Origin of the sequence: Marinobacter iranensis (genome assembly GCF_029207565.1) — a bacterium.
Lineage (GTDB): Bacteria > Pseudomonadota > Gammaproteobacteria > Pseudomonadales > Oleiphilaceae > Marinobacter > Marinobacter iranensis.
On record NZ_JANCMW010000008.1, the window covers coordinates 60441 to 81725 of the forward strand.

A 21285-nucleotide genomic window follows, 5' to 3' on the forward strand; every position below is an offset into this window, starting at 1 on the left:
GGCTCTGGCTCTGGCTCTGGCTCTGGCTCTGGCTCTGGCTCTGGCTCTGGCTCTGGCTCTGGCTCTGGCTCTGGCTCTGGCTCTGGAGCAGGTTGCGCCGGGCTGTCCTGGGGCGTCAATTCAGGCCGAGGCTCTTCCTTCGACGCAACAGGCTCAATGTCCGGACTGTCGGGGCCAATGGTGATGCTCTTGCGCACGGTTTCGGGCTCCGGTGGTGCCTGTTCACGTGCCACGGAGTCGTCGTATTGCTGCGACACAAGCCACCAGGAGGCGGCGAGAAGGACCAGCGCAAGCGCAGGCCAACGGAGATTCAGTGGCGAGGGAAAATTCCGCTTGTGCTCAGCTCGAGGTGACGCCATATCTAGCCACACGGTCGGCGTTACCCGTTTCAGGCGGGAAAAACTCCCCTGGCTCAAGCTGTGTATCTGGGAAAGCTTCCCTGGTGCCAACAACTCTTTCGTATCACCACCGGCCCGGAGGATCCGGGGCTCGAGGTAGGACGCAACTTCGTCCCTGGTAAGCGGACGAAGATGAATCTGATGAACGCCGGCACCGTCACCTGACAGGCCGAGCATTTCCAACAGCTTGCCGCTACCGCTAAACACCGGAACCGCCGCCGCAGAACGGTCAGCAGCTTCAAATGCGGAAAATAACAGCCTTAGCAACTCCGCCGGTGCCCGGTCTGCCTCATCAACCAACAAGACCATGCGCTGCCCCTTTCGGGCCCTTATTTCCGACCAGCGAAAAAAGCCATAGACAGAATCGCGGGCACCTTCGCCAGAACTCAACCCCTTATGGGCAATACCCACCAGAGCCCTTGCAAGAGCCTGGGCGCTGGTCAGTGCCGCAGCGGGTAATCGATGAAAATCAAGACGGGAGGACTCGCTTCTGACTAATTCAGCAAGCAATCGACTTTTACCGGCGCCGGCGTCACCGGTCAGCAGGAGCGCGAGGTCGCCAAACCCACAGAGATGGCGAAGGGTTTCCAGTGCATGGTGCCGGGACGCACCAGGGAAAAAAGGCGTCTCCATGTCGAGGGGATCTGCCCTCAACCCGTATCTTTCCTGGAGTCGCGGAAACAGGCCGCCGCCGTCAAGACTGCTTAACCCTTCGTCTTTCACTGTCATTCCCTGTAGTGCCCCTGTTCGGTACCAGTTCAGGCTTCTTCGTTGGACGTATCCCCGCAGAATACCTGCAGAGTAGCGTTCAGCTTCTGCATGTCCACGGCTTCGGTCACAATCGCATCACCAAGGGCCCGCAACAAGACCAGGCGCAAAGAGCCATCCACGTTCTTCTTGTCGACGGCCATCAAGCGCAAAAAATCGTCCGGTGTCATCCCGACCGGCGCGTGCCCGGGAAGATTTGCGCGCCCAACAATGCGCACCACCCTGTCCCGGCCCTCCTCTCCGATCATGCCCTGACGCAGGGAAAGATCCGCCGCCATCATCATACCCGTACCGACCGCCTCTCCGTGCAGCCAGTTGCCATATCCAGCGAATGTCTCAATAGCATGACCGAAGGTGTGCCCGAGATTGAGGATTGCCCGTAATCCACCTTCTCTTTCGTCCTGGGCGACAACCTCCGCCTTGCAGGCGCATGAGCGGTAGATGGCTTCTGACAGCGCCTTCGTGTCCAGGTCAATGAGCGACGCCATCTCCCGCTCAAGCCAGGCAAGAAAATCTGTATCCCGGATCAGTCCATACTTGATCACTTCGGCAAGTCCGGCGGAAACCTCTCTGGGCAGGAGGGTCTGGAGGCTGTCGGTATCGATAAGCACCACTTCGGGTTGGTGAAAGGCGCCGATCATGTTCTTGCCCAATGGGTGGTTGATGCCGGTTTTGCCACCAACCGAGGAGTCCACCTGTGAAAGCAGGGTTGTCGGTATCTGGATAAACGGCACGCCCCGTTGGTAGGAAGCGGCGGCGAAACCGGTCATATCCCCTACCACACCACCTCCAAGCGCCACCAGGGTGGTTTTGCGGGAATGGCGATTCTCCAGCAGCCGATCAAAGATCAGATTCAGCGTCTGCCAATCCTTGAACTTCTCACCGTCCGGAAGGACCACCACATCCACCTGCTTGCCAGGGAAGCAGGCGCGGGCGGATTCCAGATACAACGGCGCCACCGTCTCATTAGTGACAATCATGACCTGGGAACCCCTGACATAAGGGCTCAAGTCGTACCCGCCCAGCAATCCCTGCCCGATAATGATCGGGTAGCTTCGATCATCGAGTTCAACGCTCAGCTCACGCAGTGAATCACGCATGATTTCTGCCTTCCTTACGTATTTGTCGTTTATGGCGCGGCGTCCTGGGATTAATCCGGTTGACCAGTTGTCGCACCACCAGCCGGGGGCTCTTACGGTCGGTAAACATGACTATATCGGCCAGCCTGGAGTAGACAGGGTCCCGGATTGCAAAGAGGTTTCTGAGGACGGCTTCGGGATCATCATTCTGTAGTAGCGGGCGGTTACGGTCTCGGCGCGTTCTTTCAACCTGTTGCTCAATCGAGGTTTTCAGGTAAACCACAACCGCATCCCGCTTCAGATGTGCATGGTTTTCCTCTTTCATTATGGCACCGCCCCCGGTTGCCAGCACCGTCTGTGGGTACTCTGACAGTTCCGCCAACATCGCCGTCTCACGCTGCCGAAAACCGTCCTCCCCTTCAACATCAAATATCCAGGGAATATTGGCCCCACATCGGTCCTCAATGATTCGGTCGGAATCGAGAAAGCGATAGCCCAGCTCTTTGGCCAGCATGCGACCAATCGTGCTTTTGCCCGCCCCCATTGGGCCAACCAGGACAACTCGTTTTGGCAAGGACATAACTTCCGCTCATCTACATTCCGGCGCGTGAGAATAGCACAGCGTAACGCTTTCCATAAGTTTCGGAAAATGAACAGGCAAAAAAAACCGCCGTGCAAAGACGGCGGCTTTTTCAAGTGCGGCCGGACTTACTGGATCAGGTCGCTCTTGACGATCTTCGGTGTGATGAAGATCAACAGCTCGCTCCGCTCATCTATATGCTCTGTGCGCTTGAACAGGCGGCCAATATAAGGAATATCACCCAGGAAAGGCGTCTTGGTGGTGGTCGTCGTCACTTCCGACTGGAAGATTCCACCCAGGACTACCGTTTCACCGTTTCCAACCAGCACCTGAGTGGTTACCTCGTTGGTGTTGATCGCTGGAATACCTCCGGTTACCTCACCACGGGAGTCCTGATTCACCACCAGGTCCATGATAATCTTGTCATCCGGAGTGATCTGCGGTGTTACCTCAAGAGACAACGCTGCTTCCTTGAAAGAAACAGAGGTTGCACCACTGGATGATGCCTCCTGATACGGGATTTCCTCACCGGACTTGATGGAAGCCGTCTGTCGATCGGCGGTGACTACGCGAGGCTGGGAAACCACTTCGGCCTGCCCGTCGCTCTCAAGAGCGGACAGTTCAAGATCTACCAGAAAGTCATCACTACCCCAACCAATGGCGAAGGAGGATGCGCCCTGGCCAGTAACACCAAGATCGACCGCCAATGCGTCCGGGAAGGTAATGGTGTTGTTTGTGCCCCCGGCAGCCTGACGGGCTTCTTCAACTGCGCTCTGGGAGCCACCCACTGAAAACACGTTGTCTCCACTAACGTCATAGGCAGCACCACCCCAACGTACACCCAGGTTTTCAGCGACATTCGTCTGAGCCCGCACGATACGAGCTTCTATGGATACCTGACGAACCGGCACATCCCAGGTGGAAATAAGGCGACGGATTTCATCGAGCTTCTCTGCCGTCTCGCGAACACTGATGGTATTGGTTCGCGCATCTGAGGATACAAACCCACGAGACGAAATAAGTTCTTCGTCGGCCTGGATAAGAGAAACAATATCAGCGGCCTTGGCATAGTTCACCTGGATAATGTCCAGTCGAACCGGCGCAAGTTCAGCGATCTGCTTGGTGGTCTCCAGCTCAAGCTTTTCACGGGCGGCAATCTCGTCCGCTGGCGCTACCAGGAGTACATTGCCAATCTGCCGCTTGTCCAGCCCTTTGGTCTTCAGAATCAGGTCCAGCGCCTGATCCCAGGGGACGTTCTGCAGACGCAGGGTGATGCTACCGCTCACCGTATCACTGGCAACGAGGTTCAGACCGGTAAAGTCTGCAATTAACTGCAGCACTGATCGGACCTCAATATCCTGGAAGTTAAGGGAAAGCTTGTCACCGGTGTATGGGAACTTCTCTTCCCGACGGGACTCCGCTTCCTCTTCGGTCAGCTTTTCCACACTAACGGTAAACTGGGAACCAGACTGGTAGGCAATGTAGTCGTAATTACCTTCCGGGTGAATTTCTACAACGGCATCGCCGTCCTCTGTGAAAGTATCGATCCGGGTAACCGGTGTCGCAAAATCAGTAACATCGAGGCGCCGGCGAAGATCATCCGGCACGCTGGTGTCATCCATCGTCAGGCGAATCCGGCCCCCGAGCTCTGACAGATCAACCGACGTGCTGGCACTGCCCAGATCCACGATAATCCGGCCTTCACCATCCTGCCCACGTCGAAAATCAACACCCGCAAGCCCATTGCCTGACGATGAAGCAGATTGTCCTGAGGAGGTTGCATTGACTGAGGATGAAGTTCCCGAGCCGGAGGTAGCAGCAGCGGCTCCACCCTGGCTGCCGATTGTCACAATCAGGCTGTTCTGGTTACGAACCGTCTGATAGGGCGCCAACTCTGCCAGATTGAATATCAGGCGGGTGCGATCCTTGGTTTCGACGATCGTCATGCTTTGGGCATTTCCGCCACCGAGCGATATATTGCGACTGTCCAGGCCGCTGGTCGTATCGCGAAGGTCCACCGCAATCCTGGCGGGTCGCTCGATGGTGTAACCGGTTGGTTCTGGCGGTTGGCCGTCAAACGCCAACCTAACCTCCACCCGATCCCCGGACAGCGACGAAAACGACACGTCTTCCAGCGTGACCGCGTTGGCCAGGCCGGATAACAACCCAAAAGCAATCACGCCGACGTATACATTGAGTTTTCTGAACATCGCTAGCCTCGACCCCAAACTTTTTTGTTCATGCATGTTTCTTTCAATATTCATATTGCCGCTCCTTAGCCCTCATTTTCATTCAGCGACAGCGAGCGTGGCCGCTCGACCCATCCGCCCCGGCCATTGGGAACGATTTCAATCAATTCAACCCGGGTTTCATTGACACCGATAATCCGACCATAATTCTGACCCATATAGTTACCGGTGCGCACCCTGTGAATGCCGCCGGTGTTGTCCCTGATAAGGGCAAACAGACTTCCCGACGTGTCACTCAGTGTACCCACCATCGAAAGCTCCTTCAGATCAAAGTTCTCAAGGACTTCTCTTGGTCGATCCAGATCCGGCTCAATGTCACTTTCGGGTTGCTGGTCCACCATGGTGAGCTGAATATCTATCGGCGGCTCGAAAGGCGCCCTGCGATCCGCCGCCGAATAACTGAACGCCTCATAGGCCTTGAACTCCGGCAAAGGTTCTACGTGTCCCCGGGGCTTGGCCCGGGTGTCCGCCATAAACTTGTCAAGATCGGAAAAGCCGCTTCCCTGGGAACATGCCGTCAGGAAAGCTACCAAACAAATACCCATCCAGGCTTTTGCCGCATGCTGTCTCGCCATGCTCATTCTCCAGCCCGGTAGCGGTAGGTACGTGCAAGAACCTGCATATTCAGCTGCTCTCCGTCACCGCCTGTTGGTGTTATCGTTAAGTCATGCAATGTCACAATTCTGGGCAGGCTTGCCACACTACTGACAAACGTTGCCAGTTCATGGTACGTGCCTGATACCCGGATACTGATCGGAAGCTCCGCATAGAAATCACGCTGCTGCTCTCCCTGCAACTCGACTTGCTGCAGCGCAAGACCGCTGCCCAATGCGGTATTGGTTATATCTTCCAGCAGTCCGGGCACCTCGGTTTCACTGGGGAGTTGACGCACCAGGGCGCCGAAGGTTTCTTCCATTTCCTCCATCTGCGCCTTGAAGACTTCGAGGTTCGCTACCTGGTAAGCCTTGTCTTCGTACCCTTTCCGGAGTTCCTGTTCAATATTTTCGACCCGCTCAAGCTGGGCATACTGGTCCTTGATAAAAAACCAGTAACCACCACCGAGGATCAGGCCGAAAATAATGATAGCCACGATCGCCTTGACCGGCGCTGGCCAAATTCCAGCATTGTTTACATCCAGATCATTGATATCAAATTCATTGAGGTTCTTGAGTGAGTCCGCGAGGCTCATTACTTATCCTCCCCTTCGGGCCCTGGTGTTTGTTGCTGTACCGACAGGTTAAACTGGCTATATCCAGCACGACGGTTGTCGGCAGCAGACACGTTTGACAGGTCGGGGTCAGTAAACCAGTCGGACTCTTCAAATCGTCTCATTAAGGCAGAGATCCGACTATTGGACTCTGACATACCGACAATCTCGACTGTCTCACCGGTTTTCGTGAGGCTGGTGTAGAACAAACCATCTGGAAGCGTACGGACCAGTTCATCAAAAACCCGCACAATAACCGGACGCTTACCCTGAAGATCCTGTATGACCTGCATGCGGGAAAGAAGCTCATCACGCTTGCGCTTGAGATCCTCAATCTCCTTGATTTGCTTGTCCAGTTGCTTGGTTGCCGTCTCGATATAGGCGTTCCTGGATTCTTGATAGGCAATGCGGTTGTCCATGTCGGTTTTCCAGAGAAAGACCAGACCACCGGCAATAATGGCCGCACCCAATATCATCACCACAAACTGTTTCTGCTTCTCCGCCCGGAGTTCTTCGCGCCAGGGTCTGAGGTTAATCTTTGCCATCAGTCAAAGCTCCTCATTGCCAGCCCGCAGGCAATCATGAGTGAAGGCGCATCGTTACTCAGCGATGATGCATTCACCCTTGAACCCACCGCCATATCCGCAAACGGATTCGCAACCAGCGTTGGCGTGCCTGTTTTTTCCTCGACCATTTCTGTCAGCCCCTGGATAGATGCCGTACCGCCAGCCAGGACCACATAGTCAACCGCATTGTACTGGCTTGCGCCGAAGAAGAACTGGAGTGCCCGGGCAACCTGCTGAACGACAGCTTCGCGGAAGGGAGTCAGCACTTCGGATTCGTAGTCGTCTGGAAGGCCACCCTGTTTCTTTGCAAGTCCGGCCTCTTCCAGAGACAACCCGTAACGACGCTGGATTTCTTCGGTAAGCTGCTTTCCGCCGAAGATCTGCTCGCGGGTATAAACGGTTTTGCCTTCCGCCAGCACGCTGAGCGTGGTCATGGTTGCGCCGATATCGACGATTGCCACGACCAGTTCCTCGCCCTGGGAATCAAGCTGCGGCTCAATGAGCGCGTAGGCGCGCTCAAGGGCATAGGCCTCGACATCCACGACCCTGGTGCTCAGCGAAGCAATCTCGAGGGCATCTTCCCGAATGTCGACGTTCTCTTTCCGGCATGCCGCCAGAAGCACATCAACCTGGTCCGGATTGGTTTCCGACGGCCCCTGGACCTCAAAGTCTATAGCCACTTCGTCCAGCGGGTACGGTATGTACTGGTCGGCCTCAAGCGTGATCTGATCTTCCATTTCAAACTCGTTGAGACCACCATCCATCTGGATAAGCTTGGTAATGACAGCCGAGCCCGAGACGGCCACAGCCACCTGTTTGACGCTCGTACGTGATTTGGATGCAACGCGCTTGAGCACTTCGCCCACCGCCTCAACATCCGTGATGTTTTTTTCTACCACAGCATTCGCCGGTAACGGCTCCACTGCGTAGCTCTCGACCTTATAGCGGTCGCCCTGCTTTGATAATTCCAGTAGCTTGACCGAGCTGGAGCTTATGTCCACGCCCAGTACTGCACTGGATTTTTTTCCTAACAATCCGAACACGCGCTCACCCTATACCTGGTTACATGCACCGGGTTATGAAAGCTCCTGACGGAGCTCTTTCATATGTGTTTTTTATTTAAGAGAATTTCTTCAGTTTTCCGTCTACAATGCTCGTTCTTCTTTAATTGAGAAGCATTGCACCCGGGAAGTGGCTAGCCCTTCCTAAAGCAATTTCTCAAATGATAGACCTATATCCAACAGTTGTCAGAAAAAAATGTCTCATTTGTTGCGTACATCTCGCCTGTTTGCATGGCTCTTTCTCACTGGACTCAGTCTCGCCACAATCGTGGCGTCAGGATTCTACCTTTATCTCCGCCCGGGGTTGCCTCCTGTCGAGCAACTCCTGGACATCAGGTTGCAGACCCCTTTGAGGGTCTACAGCGCAGACGACAAATTAATAGCAGAATTCGGTGAAAAGAGAAGGGCACCGGTCACAATCGAACAGATCCCTACAATTCAGTTACATGCCTTCCTGGCAGCCGAAGACGCCCGTTTTTATGAACACTTCGGGGTCGACTTTAAAGGCCTGATGCGGGCTGCCATCGAACTGGTCTCCACCGGAGAGATCCAGTCAGGAGGCAGTACCATCACAATGCAGGTTGCAAAAAATTACTTTTTGTCACGCGACAGGACGTTTATTCGCAAGTTCAACGAGATACTTCTGGCTCTTCAGATCGAGCGTGAACTGGACAAAAGCCGTATTCTCGAGCTCTATCTCAACAAGATCTACCTGGGCAATCGCGCCTATGGTATCGCCGCCGCCGCACAGGTCTATTACGACAAATCGGTGGCGGAGCTGTCACTGGCGGAAATGGCCATGTTGGCCGGGCTGCCCAAGGCACCTTCTGCCTATAACCCCCTTGCCGACCCACGCCGCGCGAAAGTTCGCAGAAACTGGATCCTGAGCCGCATGCGGGACCTGGAATACATTACCGCTGACGCCTATGAACTGGCCTCCACTGCGCCATTGACCGCAAGCTACAATGCCCCGTCAACGGGAGTCGATGCCGACCATCTTGCAGAAATGGCACGCGCCGAACTGGTCAGAAGGTTTGGCGATGCCGCCTATACCGACGGATACGAGGTAACACTCACCGTTGACAGCAAAAAGCAGCAGACAGCAACCAGAGCCCTCAGAAAAGGCCTCGAGGAGTACGATCAACGTCACGGCTTTCGAGGGCCAATCGGCCAGGTGGGCGAGGACGAGCTGGAACCAGGCAACCTTGACAACCTGATGGCGAACTACCCTATGATTGCCAACCTCGTCCCTGCGGTTGTCACGACTGTAAGGGACGACGACAACGAGGTTGACCTCTACGCCCGCCAACTGGGCGAGTCGGTCATGGCGTTCAACACCATGACCTGGGCAAAACGCTACAAGACCGAAAACCTCACCGGGCCTGAGCCTGAGCAGCCCTCTGACGTAGTGACTACAGGCGATATTGTGTATGTGAAGCCAATTCTCGCGATGGTGCCCAGCCTGCCAACCGCCAACAATACCGAAGCCTCAGAAAGTAACGGCGACGTGACAGCCGCGAGCCTTCCAAAGGTCCAGCGCGTGGCACTTTCCCAGGTCCCCAGGGTAGAGGGCGCCCTGATATCACTTGACGCAAAAACCGGAGCCATTGAAGCGCTTGCCGGTGGGTACAGCTTTAGCCAGAACAAGTTCAACCGTGCAACCTCGGCTCAGCGACAGCCGGGCTCCACGTTCAAGCCATTCCTTTACCTGAGCGCCCTTGAACAGGGCATGACACCAGCAACCATCTACAACGATGCCCCCATTGTTTTTGACAACTCCGAACTCGAGACCACCTGGCGTCCACAGAACTCATCGGGGCAGTTCTACGGCCCAACCCGGTTAAGGGAGGCCCTGTATCGGTCCCGAAACCTCGTGTCCGTGCGCTTGCTACGGGACCTGGGCATCCAGAACACAATCGACTACCTGAAGCAGCTAGAGATCCCCACGGAAAATATGCAGAAGGATCTGTCACTTTCGCTGGGCAGCGGGCTTTTGACGCCAATGGACCTTGCTCGAGGGTTTGCGGTCATCGCCAACGGCGGCTATGACGTGGAGCCCTACTTCATCAGTCGCATTTCTGACGTCAATAACGAGACGATCTTCGAGGCACCCGAGGTTATACTCTGTGATAACAACTGTGCCCAGAAACAGGAAAACATCGCCGACGAGGAAAGCGACACCCGGATAGCCAGAAGACTGGCTGATGAGCGCTCAGTTTACATTCTGCACTCGATGATGCGAGACGTTATCCGGCTGGGCACGGGCAGAAGGGCCCAAGCCCTTGGGAGGGACGACATCAGCGGCAAGACCGGCACCACCAACGAACAGAAAGACACATGGTTTGGCGGCTTCAACCACGAAATCGCCACCACCGTTTGGGTCGGCTTTGACCAACCACAACCTCTCGGCCGCCGCGAATTTGGCGCCAGCACTGCCCTGCCCATCTGGATTGACTACATGAAAGTTGCCCTGGAAGGCGAACCGCCATCGCTAATGCCCAGACCCAACGGGATTGTGAATATCCGCATCGACCCGGAAACCGGCAAGCGCGCAAGGCCGGGCCAGGAAGGTGCAATGTTCGAAATATTTCGCGAAGAGGATGCTCCGCCTCCGCTTGACCCTCAGGATGAATCACCGGGTGGAAGCGACAATGGCAGTGACAATGATCTGTCGAGGCAGATTTTCTGACCACAAAAAAACCGGCGACTCAATAATCGCCGGTTTTTTTATTTCCCGAAATCCGTTGATCTATATCAGATGATATCGTCCATTGATTTCAGGGGGTAATGGGCTGGGTAGCCATTGCGGGCAACACCCGAGTCAACCGCTGCACGCGCAACCGCAGCCGGAACAACTTCCAGCAGGCGCACATCCATCGGCTTGGGAATAATGTACTCCCGGCCAAACTCGAAACTCGCAACGTCATAGGCTTCGCAGATCTCTTGTGGAACCGGCTCTTTCGCCAGTTCGCGAATCGCGTGTACCGCCGCTACTTTCATTTCTTCATTGATCGCAGTCGCCCTTACGTCCAGCGCGCCACGGAAAATAAACGGAAAGCCAAGCACATTGTTCACCTGGTTCGGGTAGTCCGAACGGCCCGTGGCCATGATCAGGTCATCACGGGTAGCCAACGCCACCTCAGGGCTGATCTCAGGATCCGGGTTGGAGCAGGCAAACACAATCGGGTTCGGCGCCATCAGCTTGAGCTGTTCCGCACTCAGAAGGTCCGGGCCAGAAAGGCCGAGGAATACATCCGCGCCGTCCATCGCATCGTCAAGCGTACGCTTGTCGGTGTCGTTGGCAAACATCGCCTTGTACTGGTTCAGATCGTCGCGGCCGGAGTGGATCACACCCTTGCGATCAAGCATGTAGATGTTTTCAGAGCGAACACCGCAACTGATCAAGAGTTTCATGCAGGCAATAGCCGCAGCGCCAGCACCGAGGCATACCACTTTGGCTTCCTCAATCTTTTTACCCTGCAGTTCGAGGGCGTTGATCATGCCGGCCGCCGTCACAATGGCAGTGCCGTGCTGGTCATCGTGAAAGATGGGCACGCTACACTTCTCAATCAGCGCACGTTCGATTTCAAAGCACTCAGGGGCTTTGATGTCCTCCAGATTGATACCGCCGAAAGTGTCAGCAATACGCTCAACGGTTTCAATAAACGCCTGGGGGCTCTCAGAATTAACTTCGATATCAAACACATCAATGCCAGCAAAGCGCTTGAACAGTACGCCTTTGCCTTCCATGACCGGCTTGCTCGCCAGGGGACCAAGGTTACCCAGGCCGAGAATCGCAGAACCGTCAGAAATCACGGCCACCAGATTGCCCTTGGCGGTATATTTGTAAGCGTTCTCGGGGTCCTTCGCGATCTCGCGGACCGGCTCGGCAACCCCGGGGCTGTACGCCAGGGAAAGGTCGCGGGAGGTCTTGGTGGGCTTGGTGATTTCAACACTCAGCTTACCAGGCCGCGGCTTGGCGTGGTATTCAAGGGCTGCTTCTTTCAGATCTTGAGACATTGCCACTGTTCCGTTTGTCACGTTTAAGAGGTAAAAAGCCACCGGGCCTTGCCCAGCGGAGCGCGACATTATGGCGCGAAGGTCCGTGTCAGACAAGGCCTTATTGGCCGTTTAGTAATCAGTCAATACGGCTTACTGCGTATACGCCCATAACAACAGCGCCCACGGGGAAAACCCCGCAAACACAAAAAAAGCGCCCCGCAAGGCGCTTTTTTCAGCATCAGTACCCGGATCAGGCTTTCTTGCCACCGATACGGCCACCAAAGCGCTTCTGGAAACGGTCGATACGACCACCTGTATCCATCACTTTCTGCTTGCCAGTGTAGAATGGGTGGCACTGGGAACAAACATCCAGGCTCAAATCCTGGGTAAAGGTGGAACGGGTTTTGAGAACGTTACCGCAGGAACAGGTAGCGGTAATCTCGGCATACTTGGGGTGAATACCTTCTTTCATGGCGAACCTCTGTCGGGTCATGCCGCTACCAGATCACGGGACTGCCTGAATTGAAGGCAATCCGGGTGTCGGGCACCGCATGTTTGAATCAATTGACAAGACGGGGCACAATCATGCCCTGCCGGAAACAGACCGCGAATCTTACTTGCAATTCTGGTATCAGGCAAGCCCCGTACCGTCTTATGATCCCGCCCCGACACGGGAAACGCCAGATTGCAGGCACAAAACAGGATAGGCAGATACCGTGACACCCTCACCTCCATGGAGCCGCATGTGCCCCGAACCGCGCGCATAGCATTGAACCGCCCACTCCGGCGGCTGTTTGATTACCTGGTACCGGACCACATAACACTGCAAAAGGGTCAGCGTGTAACGATCCCCTTCGGAAGACAGACGGCTACCGGGCTGGTGGTCGATACCGACGCACAACCCCCGGAAGGTATTACCCTCAAGCCAGTAAGATCTGTGTGTGAAGAATGGCCGGCACTGCCGCCGGAAACCTTCCGTTTGCTCAGTTGGGCATCCGATTATTACCAGCACCCACTTGGAGAGTGCCTTTTTACAGCACTTCCACCGGCCCTTCGCCGCGGCAGGCCTGCAGCAGAGAAAAAGGATGCGTATTGGCAGGCCTGTGGCGACCCGGCCCTGCTCCCCGGCAACGCAATACGGCAAAGAGAACTGCTGGCCTGGCTACAACGGCAACCCGGAGGTGCGGCCAGCAAACAAATCGTACGGGCAGGCTTCACCCAGTCGCAAATCAGAAGCCTGCAAAGCAAGGAACTGATTCGTGAGACCGCCCCGCCCGATCCAGCCGGCGTGCCCGAGGAGACTCGTAACCGCATTCCACTGCTATCCCCCGCACAACAGGACGCTGCGAACCAGCTTCCGTTGCCGGGGGACGGCTTTGCAACGGCGCTTCTGTTTGGCATCACCGGGAGCGGAAAAACCGAACTGTACCTCCATTATCTGAAGCGTCATTTAGGTGATCAAAACCAGGCGCTGGTGCTGGTCCCCGAGATCAACCTGACACCCCAGACCGTTGCCCGCTTCCAACACTATTTTGGCTCGCGCATTGTGGTATGGCATTCAGCGCTGAACGATGGCGAACGACTCTCAACCTGGCTGAAAATCCACAATGGCGAGCCGGTGATACTGATTGGCACCCGCTCTGCAGTACTGCTGCCTTTTACCCGCCTGAAAACCATCATTGTGGATGAGGAACACGACAGCTCCTATAAACAGGGCGAGGGTTTCCGATACTCCGGACGGGATACCGCCGTATACCGGGCGCACCTGAATAACTGCCCCGTCATCCTCGGCTCGGCCACTCCTTCCATGGAGTCCTACCATAACGCCCTCGCTGGCAAATACTCCCTGGTAAAACTGGAAGAGCGAGCGGGGACTGCAAAACCGCCCCAGATAAAGCTTCTGGACATCCGCAGCCGCCCACTGGAAGGGGGAATCTCCCGCCCTGCCCTGCAAGCCATCGAGAAGTGCCTGAAAGATGGGCAGCAGGCGTTGGTATTTGTGAATCGCCGGGGTTTTGCCCCGGTGATGATGTGTTTCGACTGCGGCCATATGGTTGAGTGCCCTCACTGCGATACACGCCTGACCTACCACCGCCGTGATCGCGCGATGCGCTGCCACCACTGTGACTTCCAGACGGCAGCCACAGACCAGTGCCCTAAATGCGACAGTGATGCCTTTAAACCCGTCGGCCAGGGCACCGAGCGTAGCGAGGACATACTCACCACCCAGTTCCCGGATTATCCCGTTGTGCGGGTGGACAGGGACAGCACCCAGCGCAAAGGCAGCATCCAGGGTATTCTCAAGAAGGTGAACAGTGGGCACCCATGCATCCTTGTAGGTACCCAAATGCTGGCCAAGGGACACGACTTTCCCAATGTCACCCTTGTGGTGGTGGTCAACGCTGACGGCGGCCTGTTTAGTGTGGACTTTCGCGCCCCGGAACAGCTGATTCAGACACTGCTGCAGGTAAGCGGCCGTGCCGGTCGCGGGGAAAAGCCCGGTGAAGTGCTGGTTCAGACCTGCCATAGCGATCACCCCCTGCTCCGCTCACTGGCTGAAGGGTACTACCTACCAGTCGCAGACCAGTTGCTCGCCGAACGGGAAACAGGGCAGCTACCGCCCTATCGCGCCATGGCCATTTTCAGGGCGGAGGCCGAGACAATGGAGAAAAGTCTTCGGTTACTGGATACCATCAAATCCCGAGCCCTTTCCGACAAGGTCGAGATCTGGGGCCCTTTGCCCGCCTTGATCGCCCGCCGGGCTGACCGCCACCGGGCGCAATTGGTAATGCTCTGCGATAACCGAAAATATCTTAACCAACGGCTTGCCCGCCTATGTGAACTATTGGATCAGAATAAACAGTCCGCAGGCCTGAAATGGGTAATCGATGTAGACCCGCAAGAAACCGGCTGAGATGGCCATTACTTTACACCTCAATAAATTACAAACTTTTTCAAAAAGGAGTGTGAATCACCATTGCCGATTCGTAACCTGTGCTATGATTTTGAGCAAACTAACTTCGTAAACTGATGAAAATACCGAAGCTTGCGTATCTCATGCTGGGTATACGCGGTAAAAAGGCCTTTGCTGTAACGATTATTGGAGAACAAGATAATGTCAGGGAAATTTCTTACTCGTGCGTCAGTTATATCTCTAGCACTGCTTCTCGCTGCTTGTGGCGGCGACGACAGCTCCTCGTCTCTTGCTGGGACAGGAGGCAGTAACGGGGGCGCTAACGACGGCGGCGGCTCAACTGGAGATGGGGAACAAACAATATCACTAGAACTCGGGACTGGCAGTGGGTCCAATTTTCAGTCAGGAAACATGGTGGTTTCCGCAACCAACCTCTCTTCCGGTGGGTCAACCAGGCTCGAATTTAACGTAGTAAATGCTGCTGCCGGAAACTCTATATACAACTCCGAAGAAACGTCGGTAACCATCTCATCTTTATGTCAAAGTGCTGTTTTTGATACTCCGATAACCACGGCATCTGGCTCCTTCAGTACGACTTATGAAGCCGGGTGCGCCGGGACCGACACCATAACTGCCCGACTATCCAATGGTTCGAGTGCAACAGCCAATATTAACGTTGCAGCTCCAGAAATCGGAGAGCTAGAATTTTTAACGGTATCTCCTGACTCAATTGCGCTTAGCGGCAGTTCCACCAGTGGAAGGCCCAGCGTTTCAGATGTCACCTTCCAGCTCAACGACAGGAATGGCAATCCGATTACCACAGGCGAAGAAATTGAGTTCACTCTGTCTACAACAGTCGGAGGCATCTCATTGTCCCAAACATCAACTGAAACTGATGAAGAGGGAGTGGCTTCAACGCGAGTAAATGCCGGGACAGTAGCAACGGTCGTCAGTGTAACGGCGACATACACACCAGACTCAGGAACTACTATCCAGACAACTTCTGCGCCCATTTCGATAAGCGCGACGATCCCCGATCAAGATAGTTTTTCGCTCTCAGTTGAAGAGAACTTTTTGCCAAATGCTAGAAACTATGACGGCGTAATCGTCCCAATTACGATACGTGCAGCTGATAGAAACAATAATCGCATTGGCGATGCTGTAGTGAACTTCCTGACAAACTCTGGCTCGGTACAAAGCGAGTGCATCCTACAAGATGGAGCATGCTCCATAGAATGGATTAGCCAAAACCCCCGGTCTAATGATGGCGTGGCTCTAATACTCGCACGCACAGTCGGCGAGGAAAGCTTTAGAGATCAGAACAGCGATGGCAAATACGTTCAGTCGGAAGATGACTTCAATGCCGCCCAAGATGATCTGGGGGAAGCTTTCTTGGACCGAAACCGAAATGGAGCTTTCGACCCAGGTGAAGAGTACTTTGACTATAACAGCAACGGCCAATACGACTCTCCGAACGGGATTTATAACGGCACTGCATGCATGGATACGAGCGGAGTGGAATGCACCACCTCATTGCTGGAGATAACACGGACTGGCAAACTGTTTTTAGCTAGCGATGACATCGAAATCACGTTCACAACGGCAGTACAACCTGGGCAGGTTTGCGCAAAGATTGCCGGTGTTTTTACAGACGATATTGGAGCCCTTATTGCCGGTCCTCCTCCAGGTGGGACAGAGATTGCGTTCTCAACCACGAACGGTACGGTGGTCGCTCCGAGCAGCTTTAGCTCACCCACAGCTTACCGGGAAACGCCTGTAGAGCGGTGCGTTACTGTGGAAGGCGACGACACACCATCAACTGGAACATTCACCGTAGAAGTCACGCCTCCAGCTCCATACAATAGCGATCCGTTTGTAGAGCAAGCCCCGATTTCCGACTGATCTACTCAGGTTGGGGGTCCCGCAGGAACGATGCGGGGCCCCAAATTTGAGCCATCCCCCTCTTTCAGTGATAATATCCGCCTTCCGAGTACTTGGGCGTCCCGGACCCTAGCTTCAATTCTCTTATAACCCGAGTCATCCGACAGCATGAAAGAGACCGTATCCGAACTGCTCCAGTCCGCACTGGCAACCCTTCAATCCGAAGGCACACTGCCCGCAAATCAAACCTTTACACCACAGGTAGGCAACACCAAGGACAAATCCCATGGTGACTATGCCTGCAATATCGCACTGGTAGCATCGAAGGCGGCGGGTTGCCCGCCACGAAAGCTGGCAGAAGCACTGGTGGAACGGCTACCGAACAGTAGCGCTGTCGATAAGGTGGAGATTGCAGGGCCGGGCTTTATCAACTTTTTCATGAGTACCGCCAGCGCCTTTGAAGTCGTCAACACAATTCTGGACGAAGCCGGGCATTACGGCCGCAACAGGAACGGCAACGGTGAAAAGGTCCAGGTGGAGTTCGTCTCGGCCAACCCCACCGGCCCCTTACACGTGGGCCACGGCCGTGGCGCGGCAATCGGTGACTGCCTCAGCCGCCTGCTGGAAGCCAACGGCTACGAGGTTACTCGCGAGTTTTACTACAACGATGCAGGGGCCCAGATCAACAATCTGGCGCTTTCCGTACAGTCGCGGGTAAAGGGGCTGACGCCGGAAGACGAGAACTGGCCCGCCGACGGGTACCGCGGTGACTACATCACCGATGTGGCCAATGCCTATCTCGCCGGAGAAACCGTCACCGCGGACGACCGCGAAGTCACCGGCAAAGCCGACCCTGACGATCAGCAAGCCATTCAGGAATTTGCCGTTGCCTACCTGCGTCGTGAACAGGATCTGGACCTGAAAGCCTTTGGCGTGGAATTCGATGTGTATTTCCTGGAGTCGTCCCTGTATGAGAATGGCAAGGTGGAGGAAGCCGTCGAGCGCCTGCAGGAAAACGGTTATACCTACGAACATGACGGGGCGATGTGGCTGAAAACCACCGAATTCGGTGACGACAAAGACCGCGTGATGCGCAAGAAAGACGGCGGCTATACCTACTTCCTGCCCGATGTTGCCTATCATCTGGACAAATGGCAGCGGGGGTTCACCACGGTCATCAACGAACAGGGAGCCGACCATCACTCCACCGTCACCCGGGTCCGCGCCGGCCTGCAGGCATTGAATGTTGGCATTCCCAAGGGGTGGCCGGACTACGTGTTGCACCAGATGGTGATGGTGACCCGTTCAGGCCAGGAAGTGAAGATTTCCAAGCGCGCCGGTAGTTACGTGACTGTCCGCGACCTGATTGACGAAGTGGGCCGCGACGCGACCCGCTTTTTCCTGGCTGCACGCCGGGTAGACTCCCAGTTGACCTTCGATATCGATTTGGCCCGCTCCCAGACCAATGAAAACCCGGTCTATTACATTCAGTATGCCCATGCGCGTATCTGCAGTGTGCTGAGAAAACTGAAAGAGGAAGGTGTTGAACGTGGGCTGAACGAGTGCGTGGGCGACCTTTCCCTACTGACACTTGATGAAGAGAAGGACCTGGCCAACCAGTTGGCGAAGTACCCCGAGCTGATCGAGAGCTCCGCCAAACTGCGGGAACCACACCATCTCGCACACTATCTTCGGGATCTTGCCGGGCAGTTCCACACCTACTATAACGCTCATAAGGTATTGATCGAAGACACCGCTGTCCGGGACGCCCGGATATCGCTGTATCTTGCCATCAGGCAGGTGATTGCCAATGGCCTGGACCTCCTCGGGGTGAGCGCACCGGAAGAGATGTAACGCCTAAAACTTGATGATCCAGCTCTGAATATCCAGGCAAGCAACAGGAAACCACCCGGCCATGTCCCGAGACTACGCCCGCAAATCCAGACCGACCAGCAAGTCGGCAACACCCACGAGGGCAGCAAAACCGGTGCGTAAGCAGAAACAAACGGCTAAACGCCCCGCAGCAGCAAAATCACAACAGGGAGGGCTTTCCTTGCGCTGGATTCTGTCTCTTGCGGCGGTCGGCGGGTTTGTTGGCTTCATCGCCTACCTGAATTCGCTACCAACCATCGAACCGCAACGGGGAGGACAAGCCGAAACGGCCAAGCCGCCTGTCGTCAAAGAGAAAGCCCCGGAAACAGCCAGAGAAGAGAAACCCGGCTTTCGTTTTTACGATATGCTGCCAGACTCCGAAGTGGTTCCTCCCGACGTTGAGGAATATACCCCCGGCCCCAGCCAACAGACGTTCGATTACCTGGTCCAGACCGGCTCTTTCCGCCAACAGGAAGATGCCGAAAGGCAGCGGGCTGAAATTGCGTTCCAGGGCCTTCGGGCCAAGGTCAAGCGCATTGATCTTGACGGCGGCAGCACCTGGTATCGCGTGAATGTGGGCCCGTTCACTTCACGCAGCCAGATGAACGCGGCCGTCGACAAGCTGGTCAACCTGAATATCCAGCCATTGGTCCGAAAAATCCCCAAAGAGGGCTGACAGCCCTCCGAACTCTCTCTTGCCTCCCGCCCTTGAAAACCGGTCACCCGCCTCCATAACTGCTGAATACCGTTTTCTATCAGGCAAGTGGAGCCAGAATGACTACCATACTTTCTGTCAGGCGTGACAATGAAGTTGCCATGGGTGGCGACGGCCAGGTCTCCCTCGGCAATACCGTAATGAAGGGCAATGCCCGCAAGGTTCGCCGACTCTATAACGACAAGGTGTTGGCCGGTTTTGCAGGCGGTACCGCCGACGCGTTTACCCTGTTCGAGCGCTTTGAAGCCCAACTGGAAAAGCACCAGGGCAACCTGACCCGCGCTGCGGTCGAACTGGCAAAGGACTGGCGAACGGATCGTGCCCTGCGTCGACTGGAGGCACTGTTGGCCGTTGCCGATAAGACGGCTTCACTGATCATCACCGGCAATGGCGATGTCATCGAACCCGAACAAGGGCTGATTGCCATTGGCTCCGGCGGCCCGTTCGCCCAGGCGTCCGCGAGGGCCCTTCTGGAGAACACCGACCTGAAAGCCAGCGAGATTGTGGAGAAGGGCCTGGATATCGCGGCCGACATCTGCATCTACACCAACCACAATCGCACCCTTGAAGTGCTGTCAGCCAACGACTGATCCGGAGCTAGCATGTCTGCAATGACCCCCCGAGAGATTGTCCACGAGCTCAACAAACACATCGTGGGCCAGGAAGAGGCCAAGCGGTCCGTGGCCATCGCCCTGCGCAATCGCTGGCGCAGGATGCAGCTGGAAAGCGGGCTGCGAGAGGAGATCACACCAAAGAACATCCTGATGATCGGCCCCACCGGCGTCGGTAAAACCGAGATCGCCCGCCGGCTGGCGAAACTGGCCGACGCTCCTTTCCTGAAGGTGGAAGCCACCAAGTTTACCGAGGTGGGTTATGTGGGCCGGGACGTGGAGTCCATTATCCGCGACCTGGCCGACATGGCCATCAAGATGCTCCGTGAGAAGGAAATGAAGCGCCACGAGCATCGTGCCATGGACGCCGCCGAAGAACGCATTCTGGATGCCCTGCTTCCACCCCCGAGGGACTTCAAGGAAGACAGCCAGAAAACCGAGGATTCCTCCACCCGCCAGTTGTTCCGCAAGAAACTGCGCGAGGGCGAGCTGGACGACAAGGAAATCGAGATTGATCTGCGCAATACCGGCGCCGGCGTTGAGATCATGGCACCTCCCGGCATGGAGGAAATGACCAGCCAGTTGCAGAACATGTTCTCAAGCATGTCCTCCGACAAGCGCAAGACCCGCAAGATGAAAGTGGCGGATGCCATGAAGCATGTTCGCGACGAAGAAGCCGCCAAGCTGGTCAATGAGGAAGAAATCAAGCAAAAGGCCATCCTGAGCGTTGAACAGAACGGCATTGTCTTTCTCGATGAAATTGACAAGGTTGCCAAGCGTTCCGAGAACACCTCATCCGATGTCTCTCGGGAAGGTGTGCAACGAGACCTGCTGCCACTGATTGAGGGTAGCACTGTCAGCACCAAGTACGGGGCCGTGCGAACGGATCACATCCTGTTTATCGCTTCCGGTGCTTTCCACCTGTCCAAGCCATCCGACCTGATCCCTGAACTTCAGGGCCGCCTGCCCATTCGCGTTGAGCTGCAGGCACTGACACCGGATGACTTCAAGCGCATCCTGACGGAGCCGGATGCCTCGCTGGTACAGCAGTATGAAGCTCTGATGGGCACTGAGGGCGTCAAGCTGACCTTCACGGAAGACGCCATAGCGCGTATTGCGGAGGTCGCCTACAAGGTCAATGAAACCACGGAGAATATCGGGGCGCGGCGCCTGCACACCGTACTGGAGCGACTGCTGGAGAGCCTGTCATACGAGGCTGGCGACCAGGTGACCGACAGCTTCGAGGTGACGGCGGAGTTTGTGGACGAAAAACTGGGTGAGCTGGCTGAAGACGAAGACCTGAGTCGCTATATCCTGTAACCCATACCGGCCGCATGGCTCGAATGCATCCAATCAGGGCGCGCTTTCAGTGCGCCCTGATT

General features: G+C 55.6%; 17 protein-coding genes. 7 read left to right on the plus strand and 10 right to left on the minus strand.

The features are described from left to right. The 8 genes from NLU14_RS13340 to NLU14_RS13375 form a co-directional block, all read right to left on the minus strand. The coding region (locus NLU14_RS13340; protein WP_275707330.1) for an ATP-binding protein at positions 1-1127 on the minus strand (1127 nt) is incomplete at its 3' end. A 29-nt stretch (positions 1128-1156) separates the two neighbouring features. After that, the gene (gene aroB, locus NLU14_RS13345; protein WP_275707332.1) at positions 1157-2266 is read right to left on the minus strand and encodes a 3-dehydroquinate synthase; all 1110 of its coding nucleotides are present in this window, start codon (positions 2264-2266) and stop codon (positions 1157-1159) included. Beyond that, entirely contained in the window at positions 2259-2825 is a 567-nt protein-coding gene (gene aroK, locus NLU14_RS13350) for a shikimate kinase AroK (protein ID WP_275707334.1), read from the minus strand. The genes aroB and aroK overlap by 8 nt, the downstream gene beginning before the upstream one ends. A gap of 128 nt (positions 2826-2953) precedes the next feature. Further along, positions 2954-5035 carry a type IV pilus secretin PilQ gene (locus NLU14_RS13355; protein WP_275707336.1) on the minus strand — a complete coding sequence of 694 codons (2082 nt, stop codon included), beginning with the start codon at positions 5033-5035 and terminating at the stop codon, positions 2954-2956. A 65-nt stretch (positions 5036-5100) separates the two neighbouring features. Further along, on the minus strand, positions 5101-5649 hold the full coding sequence (locus NLU14_RS13360; protein WP_275707338.1) for a pilus assembly protein PilP: 549 nt from the start codon (positions 5647-5649) through the stop codon (positions 5101-5103). Between the two features lie 2 nt (positions 5650-5651). Next, positions 5652-6263, minus strand: coding sequence for a type IV pilus inner membrane component PilO (locus tag NLU14_RS13365; RefSeq protein WP_275707340.1), 612 nt, complete (start codon positions 6261-6263; stop codon positions 5652-5654). Beyond that, positions 6263-6826 (minus strand): PilN domain-containing protein, encoded by a 564-nt coding sequence (locus tag NLU14_RS13370; RefSeq protein ID WP_275707342.1) that lies wholly within the window; start codon positions 6824-6826, stop codon positions 6263-6265. Before NLU14_RS13370 ends, NLU14_RS13365 begins: the two co-directional genes overlap by 1 nt. Beyond that, the gene (locus NLU14_RS13375) at positions 6826-7890 is read right to left on the minus strand and encodes a pilus assembly protein PilM (protein ID WP_275707343.1); all 1065 of its coding nucleotides are present in this window, start codon (positions 7888-7890) and stop codon (positions 6826-6828) included. The genes NLU14_RS13370 and NLU14_RS13375 overlap by 1 nt, the downstream gene beginning before the upstream one ends. Positions 7891-8104: 214 nt before the next feature. Here NLU14_RS13375 and NLU14_RS13380 point away from each other — a divergent pair, with 214 nt between their 5' ends. Continuing rightward, a complete protein-coding gene (locus tag NLU14_RS13380) occupies positions 8105-10597 on the plus strand; it encodes a penicillin-binding protein 1A (RefSeq protein ID WP_275707345.1) in 2493 nt (830 codons plus the stop codon). Positions 10598-10662: 65 nt separating this feature from the next. Here the strand turns inward: NLU14_RS13380 and NLU14_RS13385 are convergent, their stop codons facing one another. Both NLU14_RS13385 and rpmE read right to left on the minus strand, forming a co-directional pair. Next, a complete protein-coding gene (locus NLU14_RS13385) occupies positions 10663-11928 on the minus strand; it encodes a malic enzyme-like NAD(P)-binding protein (RefSeq protein ID WP_275707347.1) in 1266 nt (421 codons plus the stop codon). 232 nt (positions 11929-12160) lie between these two features. Further along, positions 12161-12382, minus strand: a complete 222-nt coding sequence (gene rpmE, locus NLU14_RS13390; RefSeq protein ID WP_275707349.1) for a 50S ribosomal protein L31 — start codon at positions 12380-12382, stop codon at positions 12161-12163. 273 nt (positions 12383-12655) lie between these two features. Here rpmE and NLU14_RS13395 point away from each other — a divergent pair, with 273 nt between their 5' ends. The 6 genes from NLU14_RS13395 (at position 12656) to hslU (ending at position 21223) form a co-directional block, all read left to right on the plus strand. Then, the gene (locus NLU14_RS13395) at positions 12656-14824 is read left to right on the plus strand and encodes a primosomal protein N' (protein ID WP_476738649.1); all 2169 of its coding nucleotides are present in this window, start codon (positions 12656-12658) and stop codon (positions 14822-14824) included. Positions 14825-15025: 201 nt separating this feature from the next. Continuing rightward, positions 15026-16726 (plus strand): Ig-like domain-containing protein, encoded by a 1701-nt coding sequence (locus NLU14_RS13400; protein WP_275707351.1) that lies wholly within the window; start codon positions 15026-15028, stop codon positions 16724-16726. Positions 16727-16873: 147 nt separating this feature from the next. Continuing rightward, on the plus strand, positions 16874-18559 hold the full coding sequence (argS, locus tag NLU14_RS13405; RefSeq protein ID WP_275707353.1) for an arginine--tRNA ligase: 1686 nt from the start codon (positions 16874-16876) through the stop codon (positions 18557-18559). Positions 18560-18620: 61 nt separating this feature from the next. Continuing rightward, positions 18621-19253 (plus strand): SPOR domain-containing protein, encoded by a 633-nt coding sequence (locus NLU14_RS13410; RefSeq protein ID WP_275707355.1) that lies wholly within the window; start codon positions 18621-18623, stop codon positions 19251-19253. A gap of 98 nt (positions 19254-19351) precedes the next feature. Beyond that, a complete protein-coding gene (gene hslV / locus NLU14_RS13415; protein WP_027830968.1) occupies positions 19352-19882 on the plus strand; it encodes an ATP-dependent protease subunit HslV in 531 nt (176 codons plus the stop codon). A gap of 12 nt (positions 19883-19894) precedes the next feature. Further along, on the plus strand, positions 19895-21223 hold the full coding sequence (hslU, locus tag NLU14_RS13420) for an ATP-dependent protease ATPase subunit HslU (protein WP_275707357.1): 1329 nt from the start codon (positions 19895-19897) through the stop codon (positions 21221-21223). Positions 21224-21285: the final 62 nt, after the last annotated feature.